Consider the following 15,533-nt stretch of genomic DNA (forward strand, 5'->3'; position numbering starts at 1 on the left):
TTCAGTTAAGCCCGATCGCCCCTAGCCAAGGGCGGGCACGGGGGCACCGCCCCTACTAAGGGGGGGACAAGAAGTTACTCTTGCGTCCCCTTTCTTAAGGGGGATTTAGGGGGATCTCCGGGGAATAAACAGTTTTAACCCAAGCGTATTGGGGTATAAGTTCTGATAGAAAAACCCGGTAACTTTTGCGATACCGGGTTTTTTAAGTGTCAGATTTTATGGGCGACTCCTGCCGCCAATCTGAGGTTATTTGTTGATTTTCTGGGCTTCGGCGTGGTGTTGCAAGCGAGAAAAAACGTTGTAGGCGTCGGGGCCAGGAGTATCGTGTTCGGCAGCGCCGTCGATGGGGCCGTCAATGGCTTTCCAAGCAGGAATTCCGCCTTTTAGTTCGGCTACTTTTTGAAAGCCGGCTGCGCGGAGAAGATTGGCAGCTTCGGCGGTTTGTTGGTCGTTTTCGCCGTAGATGTAGATGTCGCGGATGGGTTCTAAACTAGATTGTGCTCGTGCGACTAATTCGTCCATTGGCATCATTACCGCGCCAGTAATGTGGCTTTTGGTGAAGCTTTCAAAATCACGAGCGTCGATGATTGTGAGTCCGGGTTCGCCCCAATCTAAACGGGCTTTGAGGTCGTGGCTAGATGCTTGAGCTTTTAAACCGGGAGGGGTGGGAGTCAAATCTGGAAGTTTTTCTTTGATGTCGGAAATTTGGTCAGGAATATTTTTCATCGGTAAAGTGTTGTTGAATGTTTTGATTGCCATTGCAATGTAACAAGATGCCTAAGTTGAATTCGTCTTTCTAAAGGCTGAATCTGGCATTGAACTAAAGTCGCAGTTACGCTGGTTTGCTGGTTGTTAGCTGCGGTTGGGATCGCTACATTTGTTGAGGTTGCTAGGAGGTAGCGGGCTGTGCTTAAAATGTTTTCGATCGCATTTACTGCGGAGAATATGAACGGCGATCGCTTGTTCGAGTTGGTATTTTATCAAAGAATTCAATTTTAGTCAATGCCTATTATTTTTAAATTAAATTTGCATAAGTTGTGCGTAGCCTGGCGCGGATTTTTGCGGAAAAGTTTAAATGTTTGCCAGCAAGGTTTCTGGTAAAATTTAAAAGTAAAAACAAGTATTTAAAGGTATAGATATGTCTGAGAAAGATGAAATTGCGATGCCTAAACCTTTGACACCGGAAGAGCAAGCGGTGTGGGATGCGAAGGCTAAAGTTCGGGTACTGCTGAATTTGTGGGATTTGAGCGGCGGGAAGATGAAGGTGAAAAAGGGGGAGTTGACTAAGCGGATTGTGCGGACTAATGAGACGAGTCAGAGATATCTGGGAGTGCTCGGTGAGTTGCAGGCGACTGGGGCGATCGAGTATTCGCTAGTAAATCGGGTGACGCTGGTGGAATTGACGGCGAAAGGGAAAGAAGTTTTAGCGCAGGGGCTCAAAAGTAAGGATTCTTTGTTTGAGTTTGATGGTTCTCAAATTGGTACTCGGCTGGGAAATTCTTTGTTGAAGTGGATTCGGCATCAGGATGGTGCGGCAAGTGTTGCTGTTGAGAAGGGGAAGGCGGATGTAGGGACGATCGCATCCTATGACGATTTTAAGTCCCAAGCCCTTGCCTTATTTGAAAAATTGGACAAAGGCTACAACTACAGGGGACTTGTCCCCATCTGGCATCTGCGCCGTGAGCTAGGGGAACAGGTTAGCCGGGAGAATTTCAAAGACTTGATTATGCAGATGCAGGCCGATCGTTTATTTTATCTCCAAAGTGGAGAGGCTCGTGGAGCAACTGATGAACAAAAACGAGACTCGATCAGCGACGACGTAAGAGGTCTTTTATTTTTTGCTAGCAAACCATCTTGAGATTGAGCCGAAAACCATGACAGATCCGTATACACTGTTTGAAGAAGCACGGAAGCAACAGCCCAATCCTTTCAAATTGAAACCCATCGTAAGCGCGAATGAGGTTTGGGGTGAAGTTGTAACTAATCTCGATGACCTCAATCAGCAGGTTGACCAAACAATCTATAGAGCAATTTCTGAAGTCCGCCAAAAGTATTCTGATAAAATCGGGATTGCAGTCAGAGGTGATAGAGGCACAGGCAAAAGTCATACAATCCACCGGATATGGAAAACTATTGAGCGCGACGGTGGCTCTGTATTTGCCTACATTCCTCAATTTACTAACGCTAGTCGAATTGACTCCCATGTGCGGTTCCATCTTTCACTCAGCTTTAAGCACCAAGATGTCAGAGGAGTAACGCAATGGCAGCAACTTGCTGCGTCTATGATTGCGACTCTTAAGGGAACAGAATTTGAAGAAAAATACCAGCCCTATCTTGAAAAATGCAATCATCCTGAAGAATTAAGGAAATACCTCATTCAAAATCTCAACCAACCTCAAAGATATGAATTTATTGATGAGGTAATCGAAGCAATCTTAGAATCTCAACATGACCTTGACTTTAATTTTTTGAAAGCCGTTTTATTTCTCATATTTAAATCGGCTCCAATCGCTCAAGTTGGTATGGCTTGGATTCAAGGTATAGATCATCCTGAAACCAAGCAAAGGGGTTTACCAGAGTTTTCGCAGCAAGAACAAGATGCAAAGTCTATTTGGTTCATAGAGCAGATATGTAAGCTTGCTGGAGTTTCATCACGACCAGTATTGATTTGTTTCGATCAACTAGACCAAGTTAGTGTCGGTAATGACTGCGGAGATAGCGCTGCTCAAATAGTAGCTAGCTGCATAGATAGAATTTACTTTCAATGTAGCAATGTACTTCTCCTCTGTTGCGTTATTAGCGACACATGGAAGGAAATTGAACAAATGGGAAGTGGCATACCCGATCGTGTAGGACAAAGGTCTGTAGCTACAAACCCACCTACTTCTGATCAGATGTTAGAGCTGGTTAAATTGAGGCTAGCTTGGTTTCATAGCCAAAATAATCTAAATTCTGATGATTACCCTAATTTATATCCTTTTGAGGCTAATGAAATCAGAGGGATTGCAAGTAAAGCTGCTGGTGTGCGAGACTTGATGAAATGGTGTGCTGAACAATTTGATTCAGTGGAAATTGTAGATCCAGGTACTTCAACGATAGACCAGAACGACAATAAACAGCAAGAGTTTCGGGATGCTTATAATGAACTATTGAATCGAGTTTCAGTCCCAGAGCAAAACGATGACCAATTAGCTGCTATTATTGCCTCTACAATGGCAATGATTCCTAAATGTGGAACAGAAAATGTAATAATTACTTCGGTTACACATATTAATCAGGCAGGTCACGATCTACATTTGATTATTGATGGCTACGATGCAGTTCAACAAAAAACAGTAAGAATTGGAGTCAGAGTTTCAGAAACTCTGACTGGCAGGACATTCAACGCAGCAATGGAACGACTGTTAAAATATACCAAACATAACATTACTCGTGGTTGCTTAGTCCGCTCAACACCTGTTCCTCTAAGTTGGAAGAAAGGCAAACAGCTTGAAGAGAAACTTGTACAGGAACAAGGAGGTGAAGTTGTTGTTCTCAAAAAGGATGAGATAAAGCCTTTAGCAGCACTTCATCAAATTTATGAAGAAGCTGAGAACTACGGGTTTACTAAGCAGGAGGTAATTGAATTTGTGAAAGAATTAAACCTGGCTGCTGAAAATCCATTGCTTTGTGAAATTCTAAGTGCTCCTGCTTAATATGAATTGTGAAATCATTAAGGGTATTCAATTACCAGCTAGTGATGTTGAACTGCTAACATTAGGCAGGCTAATTGCTGTACCATTCAGGCAAAATATCAGAGAAGGTGAGGTACTCTGGCTCTATCCGAGTCAACACCTTCCTGATAATCTTAGCGTCGATCAATACTATCAGCCTCAATATTTGACGAAGGCTGAAAGTGCATTTTCTGAAATTCAAACATATCCTATCCAGCTTAAAGTATGGGCGCGTTGTGAATATCATTGGCGGATCAATTCACAGCAAAAATACCTTTTAGAGAAAATTGCACAGTCAACGGTTTGGACATTGGAAGCTTTGGAACATATTTTTGAAAAATACCAAGTTCTCAAGCTATTGATTTTACGAGTTTATCGCCTGTCTAATCCTTGCGTAGTCAATGTGCAAACAGAGTCAGGAGCCTTTTATTGGCCGCAGCGCGACGATGTGATGGCAATGAATAGCGAGATTGATACTCCGGTGATTTCTGAAGCTAGTTTTTATAAGCGTAAAGCTCTCCTGGTGGCGGGAGAAGTCTATCCTTATAAATATTTAGAAGCTTTGCAGTTGCAAGTTGAGCAAATTGGTAGTAGCAACTTAGCTGCCAATCAGCTCAACGATGATATCAAAATATTTCTAGGTTGGTCGGAAAATTCACCAACAGCCAAACCCGATCCTGATTTAGATTGGATCAAAACGATCGCACAAATCGGAAACTCTAGCGATGGTAATACATTTGAAAAGTTAGTCCGCAAAAGTTTTATCAAGCTAGGATTTGCCAATTCTAACAATAAACCAGAAGCTAGCCTCAATCCAGAATCAACAGGCGGTGCTGGCGGATTAGATTTCTACTGTGAAACTCCCTATCAGGTTGTGGGAGAATGCAAAGCTACCAAAAGTGAAACCGTAGCTGATGGAACGCCAGCGCAACTTATAAAATTAGGCCATAAGCATCTTCAGGAACAATACAACTGCTGTATTAAGATAATTATGGCGGCTGGTCAGCTAAATAGACACGCTAAACAAACTGCTATCACAAACCACATGAACGTAATCCGCCCGGAAACATTGCAAAAGCTGGTTGAATTGAAAGCTAAGCAACCAGGTTCGATCGATTTATTACAGTTAAAACCTTGTTTGGAACAACAGCCGTTTGGTGAGGAAGCCGATGCTAAGGTTAATCGCTATATTGACGATGTGCGGGAAAAGCTTAAAGTGCGATCGCACATAGTTCAGCTAGTCAAAGACTTTTTGGAAAGAACAAAATCAACAAGTGTTGAATTTAATCAGCTTCACGGTGCTTATGCCTTTTCTATGTCGCCCCAACCTTTAAAATATGAAGAAATGCACCAAATTTTAATAGAACTTTCCTCACCTTTAACGGGTTTCTTAGGGCGAATTAAAGGCGAAGATTTAGGGCGCGATCGCTTTTATTTCCTGTGCGATTTGCCGCTAGATGATTGAGATACATCAAGGGCGATTCCCTGCGGGATAACTTCGCTTCACGTACTTCATCCAATTTCCTACACAGCATCAGGATCTACGCCCAATTCCCGCAACCTCGCCGCCAACCTTTCAGCTTTCTGCAATTGAGCTTGTTCTGCCTTAATTAACCCTTCTACCAATGGCGGATCTAAAATTTCATTGACTGATAATCTCAGATTGGGAAATACTACAGATACCATTTCCTCACCCGGCAAGTAATCTACCTGTGTATAAACGTCATCACCTTCGGGAAATGCCATAACTCGCACCCGCTGTCTGTTTTGTGTCGGATCAACAATCACATATTCCGGCACGTTAGCCTGTTCGTATTCTGTTCGTTTAAGTACATAATCTGCTCGCCGATCTTGGCTCACTACTTCTACTACAAATAAAGGTGTTTCGCTCAAGTCTAAGATGCCAGAACCGGGTCTGGCAAGAGCTTGTTCCCACAAACTTTCTGTGCAAACAACTACATCGGGAATCCGAGATGTCGCCTCTTCGGTTCTGACTCCTACAGAAGTTTTGACGACTAAATCGAGATTGTGTTCAGCTAGGTAACGCTGCAATTTATAAACCCAAAATTCGCAGATGCTTGTATGTAATGCGCTAGCCGTTGCCATCGGTATTAATTTGCCTTTGTACAATTCATATTGTACATCGTCATTGCTTTGATAAACTCTGTACTCTTCAAAAGTTAATGTCGGCGAAGTATCGAGCTGTTTTTCTTCGACTGCTGGCACAACAGATTGAGACATATATTTTTTCCTATCTCTATAGTTTGCTATTATACTAAATTTTGATTTTAACACCCAAGGCATTGAGTACGAAAAGATCGATCGCCCTTATTGACAATCAAGCAATTTGATCCGGTTAAATATTTGGTTCAGTTCACCATTTGGGCGATCGCCTCAACAAGGCTGTAGCTGCCTCACTGTCGAGAGGTTTAGAGAAAAAGTACCCCTGACCGTACTCGCAGCCGATCGCCCGCATTTGAGCCAATTGGACGGCGGTTTCGACCCCTTCTGCCACTACCTCCATCCCCAAACTGCGGGCCAGCATCACGATCGCCCGCACAATTTCCAAATTTTCGCCCATTTCCCCGATGCGACTGACAAAAGAGCGATCGACCTTCAAAATATTAATCGGGAACTTGTGCAAATAACTCAGAGACGAATAACCAGTGCCGAAATCATCAATACACAGCCCGATACCCAAGTCTCTCAACTGCGAAAGCATCGCCGCCGCCGCTTCCCCATCTTCCATCACCACACTCTCAGTAATCTCCAACTTCAAACAGCGAGTGTCAACACCCGTTTCCTGCAAAACTTGTTTAATTTGCTCGATCGACTCCGGTTCCGCAAACTGCCTCCCGGAAAGATTTACTGCTACAGTCAGCGGTGAATTTACCTGTGGGAAATTCAAACTCTGCCACTGAATAATTTGGCGACAGCTTTCGTTCAAAACCCACAAACCCAGAGGCATAATTAACCCTGTTTCCTCCGCCATCGCAATAAATTCCATAGGGGAAACTAAACCCCGTTCTGGGTGCAGCCAGCGCACCAAAGACTCAAATCCGATAACAGAGCCAGTTTTCAAACAAACGATCGGCTGATAATAAACAGTAAAAGGACATTCCAATTTTAAAGTAGGCAATTGCGACTTCGGACGCTCCAATCTGCGATCGATTTCACTCATGGACGAGTTTTCTGCCGTCGTCCCACAGGCGAAATCCACTATCGAATATTTCAAATTTAGTTCTTCAACCGACTCCCGCAAATCGTGTTCCAAGTGCATCAAAGCCACAGCCTGAGTGTGCATCGCACTGGTAAAAACTTCGTAGCGAGCTTTACCGAGAGCTTTTGCCCGGTACATCGCAATATCAGCATCGCGCAAAATATCACCCGGCCACTGATACTTGTCGGTACTCAAAGCAATGCCAATGCTAGCAGTAATTAAAACTTTATTACCTTCCAAATAAAGCGGTCGTTCGATCGTTTTGAGAATTGCTTTTGCTTGGGCGATCGCCTCATCAACACCGTGAATTTCTTCCAGCAAAATCACAAACTCATCTCCCCCCAGACGAGCCACCGTATCCCCTGGGCGCAAACAAGTCAAGAGACGGCGAGCCACAGCCACCAACAGTCGATCGCCCGTGCGGTGTCCCTGACTGTCATTAATCACCTTAAACCTGTCCAAATCGAGAAACAGCACCGCAAACTGATAGCTCGGATGCCGTTGGGCGCGGGCAAAAGCTTGCCCCAACCTGTCAGTCAACAAAGCACGGTTCGGCAACTCTGTCAGCGCATCGTGCAAAGCATCGTGCAACAGTTGTTCTTCAGCCATCTTGCGCTCAGTCACATCGTGACAGTTGACGACAATTCCCCGCACCGAAGGTTCGTTGAGCAAATTCGTCGCCACCGCTTCCAACACGCACCAGGAACCGTCCTTGTGTTTCACTCGGTATTCCGCCATTCCCTGGCTAACTTTCGGCATTTGCATGACACATTTGAACACTTGATCGACAATCAGCAATTCGTCAGGGTGAATCAAGTCAAATATTGATCTGCCGAGGACTTCCGCCGTCGGGTAGCCCAAAATCCGCTCTAGGGAAGGAGAGACATAGCGGCAAAAGCCTTTCTCGTCGAGAATCACAATAATGTCTCTAGCATTTTCAATCAACGATCGAAAGCGCTTCTCGCTTTGCCGCAGCTCTTGTTCCGTGCGCTTCTGGTCGGTAATATCGGTATTCATGTAAATCAGACCGACAATTTTCCCTGTGCGGTCTTTAATAGCATCTGCCCGCAGCAAAACTTGCAAAGTTTCACCGCTTTTAGTGCGGTTGGTAATTTCACCAAACCAAGAATAACCTTGGGCGATCGTGTCGAGTACCTCCCTGGCGACTGCGGGGTCAGCAAAAACGGCCGATATACCTCCGGCTAGTTTACATTCCTCTGCGGTGTCCCATTCAAATAGCTGAGAAAACGCTTGATTTTGATAAATGTGAGTGCCGTTCGCATCGCTGATGCCGATCGCGTCACTCGAACTTTCCACCGCCTTGCGAGTCAGCACCAGAGCTTCTTCTGCCCGCTTGCGCTCGGTAATGTCAATCCCTACCAGACAAGCTGCTTTGCCCTGATCGTACTTTTGAGCCACAATCAAATAGTATTCCTCCGACTGTCCCGCGTCGGTTTGTACCTTAACGTTGAGTTCTTTAACCGCTTCCGTAGCGTCACCGGCAAAAAACTCCACCACAAAAGAGTTAAAATCCGAGCTCGCGCCCAGAAAACCAATATCTTGACCGACAAAAGCCGACGGCCGCAAACCATGCAGTTTCGCTAAGTGCTGGTTAACCCCCAAATAGCGCAAATCCGAGCTAATCCAAGATACTGTTCCCGGAACAGCTTCCAAAATCGTTTGCAGTTGGTCGTTAGCTTGCTGCAATGCTTGCTGCACTTCAGATATGGGTTCCGACAAGTCGGACTGAACTCCTACAAAGTGAGTTAAATGAGCGTTGTCGTCTCGCACCGGAGACAGCGACAATTTGCTCCAAAAAGGACTGCCGTCTTTGCGGTAATTTTTGATTGTTGTCTGGATTTCTCGACCTTGGCGCAAGGCGTCGCGGATCTTAGCTACGGTAGTTCGATCGGTATCCGGGCCTTGCAAAAATCGGCAATTGCGCCCCAAGATTTCACTGGCGCAGTAACCCGTCATCCGTTCAAAGGCCGGATTGCAATAAATTATGGGACAATCTGGTGCATTAGCGTCAGCAATGACAATGCCACTGCTAGTAGCTGCCAAAGCTCGATCGCGTAGCCACAGGGCTTCTGATGCAGTATGGCGATCGCCGACATCCCCCACTTCACCTAAATTAGAAATTGACTGGTTCTCCCGATCTCCCATCAGCCGAACTTTCAAGCAAACCTTTACAATTTCCGAGTTGTTTCTTACTCTAACGTTTTTCAGGACTCGCGCAACGCAAATTGTATCTCCACATTTAAGTAAGCGGGATTTCACCTTACTTAGTGGTTAGTTGTATTTTGTACCCTTGCTGTTCGGCATTTAAAAAAGCACATCTTCACTTCTGCTGTGACAAACCCTCCATTCTTCTCCCCCTCAGACTCTCTCCCCCTCTCCCCTTCTCCCCACGCCCTGGCAATCATGATCTGCAGCAGCTTATTTAGCAGGAGTTGCAGCTTGAGAAGTCGGCGGCGCAATATTAATTAATGGCAAAGTTCCGCCTCCTCCCATTACTGTCGGAAACTGGCCGTTCCATTTTTCAATTGCTTGCTGCTGCAAAATTTCGGCTGTTAAAGTTTGCCGCTGCAAGCGTTGAGCTTCAGCTTTACCTTTAGCACGGTTAATTTCAGCTTGAGCATCTTGGGTTGCTTTTTGAACTGTAAATTCTGCTTGTTTAGCTTCTTGTTCGGCTATTTGTTTGGATTCAATGGCTTTGCTAAATTCTGGAGAAAAGCCAAAATTTATTAACGAAACATCTCTGACGATGACGCCGTAAGGTTCCAAACGTTTTTTGAGGCTGTTGTCGATTTCTGTTTTGAGTTCCGTGCGCTTAGTGATAATTTCTTCTGCGGTTTTTTTAGAAGTTGCTGCTTTGAGAACTTCCGAAATTGCCGGACTCAGAATGCTGGTAACAATTTGTTCTTCGTCTCCCACTTGTTGAAAAACTTGATTAACTTTGGCGGGGTCAACATTCCAGTTGACTGCCAAATCTGTAGTAATGCTTTGCAAATCTTTGGATGCTGCATCTGCTTTCAAATCAGTTTTTTGTACGCGCACACTGATAGTTTTTACAGAGGTGACGATCGGTAAAATCGGGTGGATGCCTTCATCTAAAATCACGTCTTGAACTTTCCCGAAGCGCATCATGACGCCCCGTTCTCCTGCGCCGACGAGGGCAAAAGGTCTTAAAATTAAGGCAGCGATGATGAAGACGATGCCACCGACTAAGTAGAGAGCTAGGTTGTACTGAACACTTTGCACGGTTTTCATATGTTGATTCACCTATGTTGTGTTACTTGATGTTAGTTTTATATTCGATATTATCTAAAATTATAACTTCATGTTAATGGTGCAACACCTCATAAATTATTTTATTTTTTTTCATAAAAGTCATATAGTTGTGAGGGTGTGGGAACCTCTTAGCTCGATGAGCGGGTATGAAAAATGGGACTTGTATAGCAATCCTTGCAGGAGTCGTAAATTTTGACCCTACCCCAACCCTCCCCGCGGGTTCGGGGAGGGAGTAAGAAATTCACAAATGATTTAGGATTGCTATAGCTGGGTGAGATTATTGATGAATAAATGTTTCAATTATCTTGACAAAGTGGATTTTTTTAGATAAAGCAGAAGTAGATAGATAGCTCGATCGCTCTTTGACAAGCGATCAAATGGCGATCGGAAAGAGAAAGCTTTCTAGAAAGCGAAAAAATCAGAATTGAACAGCTAATTTTTGGGTAAATTTTAATGGTAAATGGCAGGTGCGTGCCACAAAAACCTTTGCGGGTTGCTGCAAGCCACGAAAGATAGAATTTCACTCTCCGACCTACAGACTCTATTTGTAGAATTGGCATCTGCCCGACTTCCTCAACCCTCCTGAGTAGAAAAAAAGACTCCTTGGGCAAGTTGGGAATTTGTAGCGAAAAACGATAAAAATCTGAGTTTAAAAATGCCCGAAAATAAGTTAAGCTTAGATGAGAACGGTTGAAGAAAAATCAAAATGTTGCAGCGACACCCTTGGCCGCAGACAATTGAAGAGGCGATCGCCATTCAAGAACAGCTTCGGTCAGAGGTAATTACCGAAAATCAACTGGACACAGTTCGGTACGTCGCCGGTGTAGATGTCGGCTACGACAGTGCAAACGACGTATCGCGGGCCGCTGTAACAGTTCTGAGCTTTCCAGACTTGCAATTGCAGCAGCAAGCTGTGGTTCGCAGTCCTACAACTTTTCCTTATATTCCGGGTTTCCTGTCTTTTCGAGAAGTGCCTGCAGTTCTCGAAGCTTTAGAAAATATCAGTTTGAGGCCAGACTTGATATTGTGCGACGGTCAAGGACTAGCCCATCCCCGCAGATTCGGTCTTGCGTGCCATTTGGGGGTGTTGACCGGGATTCCCACGATCGGAGTTGCCAAAAATCGATTTATTGGAGAACATTCAGAAGTCGGACTCGACCGGGGCAGTTGGCAACCCTTGCAGCTAGAGGGATCAACGGTAGGCGCAGCGCTAAGGACGCAAACAGGGGTAAAACCGATGTATGTTTCGATAGGTCATAAGGTAAACTTGATAAGTGCGATCGAGTACGTGCTGCGCTGCGCCCCAAAATATCGCTTACCAGAAACAACTCGATCGGCAGACCAACTAACATAGGGATCAGTGGCAAGCGCGGAATGCCTCAAAAAAAAAGTAAAAAGACCAAAAAAGCATCCGTCTTTGGACTTTTAATTTTTGAGGGGGCGCGGTTAAGTCGAAAAATCCTCTGAGTCTACTGCCAATCAGCTTTCGGTTCCATCCTTCCAGCGAACTAAAGAATGACTATACCTGAGAAAGAGGTATAAAAGTTGGGGGGTTTATAGAATGATTGAAAGACAGTAACCAGCTTAAAAAATTGGCGGCTCTAACTATAGTGCCCGGGCGTGAACTATTTTTAGTTCACATTTGTAAGTTATGAAATATTCATTCTGCGAGTTAAACCAAAAGCTTAGATTCGTCTGATGAGGTTTCATAATTTACCGTCGGATATCTCACCACTGACTGGGAGTAACCACGACAGTGGGAGGCGAAGGCGCGATCGAGCTAAAAAATCAGAAAAAAACAAGGAGACAGTCATGGCTGAGAAAAGCAAACGCGGATTCGCTTCTATGGATGCAGAAAAACAGCGCGCAATTGCTAGCAAAGGCGGAAAAGCTGCACACGAGAAAGGAACTGCACACGAATTCACCTCTGAAGAAGCCAGACAAGCTGGTCAAAAAGGTGGCGAAGCTGTCAGCAGAAATCGTGAACATATGGCTCAAATTGGTCGCGAAGGCGGTCGGAAAAGCCGCAAGAGCGAAGCTTAAGTCTCTCAAGGCTGGCCCTGTAATGAAAGATTGCATAGTTGCAGCGTGAGAGATACCACTAGGACAGTAAACGTTTGAGGAGGGGGGCGATCGAAGTTACCGAGGTAGTTCGATCGCCCAACCTCCAAAAATCGTCACTAGCGCACAACAGCCTCGCCAAGGTGAAAACCCCCCAGGAATTAGTTTTTAGCAATCGCTGGCAAATCTTGAACAGCAATTTTTTAACGAAGCTGCACTGCGGTCCATAATTTTGCGGGAAACAAAAGCTGACAAGCGCCATTAAGTCTCTCAAAAAAAGCCAATAGGAGCACTAAAAACCCCGAAGTCAGGGCTTTTTTGTATAGGTGCACATAATATTTTTAGAAGTGCGATCGAGTCGGCGTCAATAATTCTAATTAAGTTTTTTGGTGAGGAACTCCGTCCTCAAAATAAATCAGCTAATATTTTTTTATTATATTTTTGAGCAAACTATACAATCATGACAAACCAGCTAACTTTAGCATGGACAGAAGCTGGGGTGCGTCAAACTCGAACAATTCAAAACGGACAGCCGAGCAAAAATCCGGGAACCGTGAGGCTAGGGCGCGATCCGGCGAAGTGCGATCTAGTATTTTCGCATCCCAGCGTATCGGGGCTGCACGTTGAAATATTGTTTAATCAGGAATTGCAGGAGTATGCAGTGCGGAATTTGCGCGAAAGCAATCCGCCCCTGGTAGATGGGAAAATTCTCGCCCAAGGCGAAGCAAAATTGAAATTGGGAAGCCACATCCATTTAGGGCAAGTGCAAATCGAGGTGGTAAATGTCACGGAGGTGCAGGTAGCCGCGCCCCAGACAGTTTTGCTGGGGCCTCCCGCACCTGGTAACTTTCAGCCGACGGGACCTTCAAAATATGGTTTGCAGTGTCCCAAATGCAGCCGAATTGCGCCTTACGCACAGTTGAATGCGGGGTGTCCGTGGTGCGGTACTTCTTTGGCGGCGGCGGCGAGTGTGATGATCTCTCCGTGAAAGTTTGAAAAACTCACATCTTGCACCATTCTCGCTTAACAGGCTTTTCGACCTGTTCCACAAAGAGTGAATTTTCTTGTGGAACAGGCCGAAAAGCCTGTTCATAAAAGGCTAATTGACAATGGTGCCACATATGAGAAAAAGGGAAAATGGGGCTATCCGCTAAACACTCTCAACTTCAAAAATCTTTTTTTTGCAGAAAGCTCAAAGCCGATGGCTGATGTTTAAAAAATAATCATGAATTCTCAACCCTTGCGCCTGCGACTGACTTGGACAGATACACCTACGGGGGATTGTCGATCCCCCATACTCGACTTACCCATCGCTTTGGGACGAATTTTTGAAGCTATGCCCGCCACTATCAACGGGAAACGAGTTTCTCGAATTGCCCTCAGCAGCAGTCAAGTTTCTCGCTTTCATGCAGTGATTGGCAGCGAAGGTAACAGTATTTTACTTACTGACACGGGTAGCCGCAACGGTACTTTTGTTAACGGCATTCGCCAAACCCGGTGCGTGCTGGCAAACGGGGATATGCTGCAAGTTGGGCCCTACGCGATCGGCATTTCTTTTGCTGTTAATTCCCTAGAAACGCCGTCGGTCAATTCTCACATTTTCTTTAACCCGCAGACCAATGGGCCAGACCCCGCGTTGGGGCCGCAAATAATGTCGCAGGTTTCTCAAACAAGTAGTAGGGGAGAATTTCCGCCGATCGCATTTTTGCACGCTTCTCAAGTGTCAATGCGATCGCTCCAATCTATGGGACTCCCTGTGACAGAAGTTGATTGGGCTGCCGTTGGCGGCGGTTTGGGCAGCTTTATTTGGGTGGATTTGCTCAGAATTTGCGGCGTGAAAATCGATCAAATTGCGGTTTTGGGCATGGAAAACCAGCCTTACGCCCGCTATCTGCGTTTGTGCCTGAATTCTCAAATTCCGCTGCGGGAACGCCTACGATCGAATTCTGACTCTTGTCCAGACAACATTTGGGGCTGGCCTCCCTATGCTTTGCGGGAAGCTTGGCAGGAATTGCTCAAAGGGCGTTTGGGGATGTCGTTGAAGTTGATGTGGCAGGTGTTTGCTGAACCGACTTTTGCCGAAACTTATACGCCTCGCGCGGGGAATGTGTTTGATTCTATTGACAGGGAAGTCGATCGAATTGGGTGGAATCAGATGTTTCGCTACGGTAGAGTGCGGGGAATTCGCAAAACAGATGACGGCAGGTACGCGATCGCTTATTCTCGATCGAATGCGGATCACCGCGACCACGCTTTTTTAATCGCCCAATACGTACACTTAGCTACCGGCTATCCTGCCATTCAATTTCTGCCGGACTTGCAAGCTTATCGCGAAAAAACCCAGGATTTTGACTCGGTTGTCAACGCTTACGAAAAGCACGACGGCGTTTACGAAAAATTGGAGGCCAGTGGCGGCAGCGTGTTAATTAGAGGCCGGGGAATTGTGGCTTCGCGGGTGGTGCAGCGAATTTACGAAGCGCGACAGCGGAACCGCAATATTCAAGTATTGCATTTGATGCGATCGCCCAAACCTCAAGGAAACAAATTTAAACTCGCTCAGCGAAGAGTGGAAAATCACTACGAATTTCAACCTTTCAACTGGCCAAAAGCTTGCTGGGGCGGGGAACTGCGAGTAATTTTGGAAAAAGCCGCCCCCGAATTTCGCCCGCAGTTGCTCACAGACTGGGGCGGAACTACTACAGCCCAGCGCAGCGACTGGCGGCGGATTGTCAAAGAAGGTTTAAGTCAAGGATGGTATCAAATTACCTTCGGTGAAGTCGAGCGAGTCGAGCGCGACAGTCAAAACCGCACGGTGACGTACATTCAGGAGAAGGAACTTAAAGGGCAAATTAAGTTAGAAGCTGATTTTATTATTGATGCTACGGGTTTGGACGCTAAGGTAAAAACCAGTCCCCTGTTAAACGATTTGGTAGCTCAATATAATCTTCCCCTCAACGGTTTGGGCCGGCTGAGTGTTAACAACGATTTTGAAGTGCCCGAATTGCGGAATTCTTCTGCTAGCAATACAGAAGGCCGGGTATACGCAGCCGGCGCGATTACTTTGGGAGGGCATTACGCGCCCGTAGACAGCTTTTTGGGTTTGCAATACGCCGCCTTGCGTTCCGTTGAAAGTCTGGCCGCCAACCGAGTTGCTGGTGTGCGGAAATTGAGCGTTTGGCGATCGTTTGTGCAGTGGTTGAAATGGATTTTAAATAAATCTCCAGATTGATTAGAAACAAAACCGT

Annotated in this window: 12 protein-coding genes; 7 read left to right on the plus strand and 5 right to left on the minus strand. The window is 45.5% G+C overall.

The features are described 5' to 3' along the window. Nucleotides 1-246: 246 nt before the first annotated feature. Nucleotides 247-759 (minus strand): rhodanese-like domain-containing protein, encoded by a 513-nt coding sequence (locus tag QUA90_RS22445; RefSeq protein WP_333447794.1) that lies wholly within the window; start codon nucleotides 757-759, stop codon nucleotides 247-249. A 93-nt stretch (nucleotides 760-852) separates the two neighbouring features. Continuing rightward, nucleotides 853-993 (minus strand): hypothetical protein, encoded by a 141-nt coding sequence (locus QUA90_RS22450; protein ID WP_333447796.1) that lies wholly within the window; start codon nucleotides 991-993, stop codon nucleotides 853-855. A gap of 145 nt (nucleotides 994-1,138) precedes the next feature. Here QUA90_RS22450 and QUA90_RS22455 point away from each other — a divergent pair, with 145 nt between their 5' ends. The 3 genes from QUA90_RS22455 to QUA90_RS22465 are packed head-to-tail and all read left to right on the plus strand — an operon-like array spanning nucleotide 1,139 to nucleotide 5,178. Then, nucleotides 1,139-1,858, plus strand: a complete 720-nt coding sequence (locus tag QUA90_RS22455; protein ID WP_333447797.1) for a hypothetical protein — start codon at nucleotides 1,139-1,141, stop codon at nucleotides 1,856-1,858. Between the two features lie 16 nt (nucleotides 1,859-1,874). Continuing rightward, complete coding sequence (locus QUA90_RS22460) at nucleotides 1,875-3,695, plus strand: hypothetical protein (RefSeq protein ID WP_333447799.1); 1,821 nt, start codon at nucleotides 1,875-1,877, stop codon at nucleotides 3,693-3,695. 1 nt (nucleotide 3,696) lies between these two features. Beyond that, a complete protein-coding gene (locus QUA90_RS22465; RefSeq protein ID WP_333447801.1) occupies nucleotides 3,697-5,178 on the plus strand; it encodes a DUF1802 family protein in 1,482 nt (493 codons plus the stop codon). 59 nt (nucleotides 5,179-5,237) lie between these two features. Here QUA90_RS22465 and QUA90_RS22470 read toward each other — a convergent pair whose 3' ends face one another. From QUA90_RS22470 to QUA90_RS22480, 3 genes are all read right to left on the minus strand, one after another. Then, nucleotides 5,238-5,954: a Uma2 family endonuclease gene (locus QUA90_RS22470; protein ID WP_333447803.1), complete on the minus strand. Its 717-nt coding sequence runs from the start codon at nucleotides 5,952-5,954 to the stop codon at nucleotides 5,238-5,240. A 133-nt stretch (nucleotides 5,955-6,087) separates the two neighbouring features. Then, nucleotides 6,088-9,099 (minus strand): EAL domain-containing protein, encoded by a 3,012-nt coding sequence (locus QUA90_RS22475; RefSeq protein ID WP_333447805.1) that lies wholly within the window; start codon nucleotides 9,097-9,099, stop codon nucleotides 6,088-6,090. A 273-nt stretch (nucleotides 9,100-9,372) separates the two neighbouring features. Next, nucleotides 9,373-10,206: a prohibitin family protein gene (locus QUA90_RS22480; protein ID WP_333387457.1), complete on the minus strand. Its 834-nt coding sequence runs from the start codon at nucleotides 10,204-10,206 to the stop codon at nucleotides 9,373-9,375. 727 nt (nucleotides 10,207-10,933) lie between these two features. Between QUA90_RS22480 and nfi the strand changes: the two genes are divergently transcribed. From nfi to QUA90_RS22500, 4 genes are all read left to right on the plus strand, one after another. Next, the gene (nfi, locus tag QUA90_RS22485) at nucleotides 10,934-11,581 is read left to right on the plus strand and encodes a deoxyribonuclease V (RefSeq protein ID WP_333387460.1); all 648 of its coding nucleotides are present in this window, start codon (nucleotides 10,934-10,936) and stop codon (nucleotides 11,579-11,581) included. Between the two features lie 458 nt (nucleotides 11,582-12,039). Beyond that, nucleotides 12,040-12,270 (plus strand): KGG domain-containing protein, encoded by a 231-nt coding sequence (locus QUA90_RS22490; RefSeq protein WP_333083789.1) that lies wholly within the window; start codon nucleotides 12,040-12,042, stop codon nucleotides 12,268-12,270. 478 nt (nucleotides 12,271-12,748) lie between these two features. Beyond that, entirely contained in the window at nucleotides 12,749-13,276 is a 528-nt protein-coding gene (locus QUA90_RS22495) for an FHA domain-containing protein (protein ID WP_333387463.1), read from the plus strand. Nucleotides 13,277-13,513: 237 nt separating this feature from the next. Beyond that, on the plus strand, nucleotides 13,514-15,517 hold the full coding sequence (locus tag QUA90_RS22500) for an FHA domain-containing protein (protein WP_333447807.1): 2,004 nt from the start codon (nucleotides 13,514-13,516) through the stop codon (nucleotides 15,515-15,517). Nucleotides 15,518-15,533: the final 16 nt, after the last annotated feature.

The sequence above is a fragment of the Microcoleus sp. D3_18_C4 genome, assembly GCF_036702355.1.
Taxonomy (GTDB): domain Bacteria; phylum Cyanobacteriota; class Cyanobacteriia; order Cyanobacteriales; family Microcoleaceae; genus Microcoleus.

What these genes read in the sequence shown, in the direction of transcription:
- QUA90_RS22445 (WP_333447794.1), bottom strand. Translation starts at nt 759, where the DNA reads ATGGCAATCAAAACATTCAACAACACTTTACCGATGAAAAATATTCCT.
- QUA90_RS22455 (WP_333447797.1), top strand. Translation starts at nt 1,139, where the DNA reads ATGTCTGAGAAAGATGAAATTGCGATGCCTAAACCTTTGACACCGGAA.
- QUA90_RS22460 (WP_333447799.1), top strand. Translation starts at nt 1,875, where the DNA reads ATGACAGATCCGTATACACTGTTTGAAGAAGCACGGAAGCAACAGCCC.
- QUA90_RS22465 (WP_333447801.1), top strand. Translation starts at nt 3,697, where the DNA reads ATGAATTGTGAAATCATTAAGGGTATTCAATTACCAGCTAGTGATGTT.
- QUA90_RS22470 (WP_333447803.1), bottom strand. Translation starts at nt 5,954, where the DNA reads ATGTCTCAATCTGTTGTGCCAGCAGTCGAAGAAAAACAGCTCGATACT.
- QUA90_RS22475 (WP_333447805.1), bottom strand. Translation starts at nt 9,099, where the DNA reads ATGGGAGATCGGGAGAACCAGTCAATTTCTAATTTAGGTGAAGTGGGG.
- QUA90_RS22480 (WP_333387457.1), bottom strand. Translation starts at nt 10,206, where the DNA reads ATGAAAACCGTGCAAAGTGTTCAGTACAACCTAGCTCTCTACTTAGTC.
- nfi (WP_333387460.1), top strand. Translation starts at nt 10,934, where the DNA reads ATGTTGCAGCGACACCCTTGGCCGCAGACAATTGAAGAGGCGATCGCC.
- QUA90_RS22490 (WP_333083789.1), top strand. Translation starts at nt 12,040, where the DNA reads ATGGCTGAGAAAAGCAAACGCGGATTCGCTTCTATGGATGCAGAAAAA.
- QUA90_RS22495 (WP_333387463.1), top strand. Translation starts at nt 12,749, where the DNA reads ATGACAAACCAGCTAACTTTAGCATGGACAGAAGCTGGGGTGCGTCAA.
- QUA90_RS22500 (WP_333447807.1), top strand. Translation starts at nt 13,514, where the DNA reads ATGAATTCTCAACCCTTGCGCCTGCGACTGACTTGGACAGATACACCT.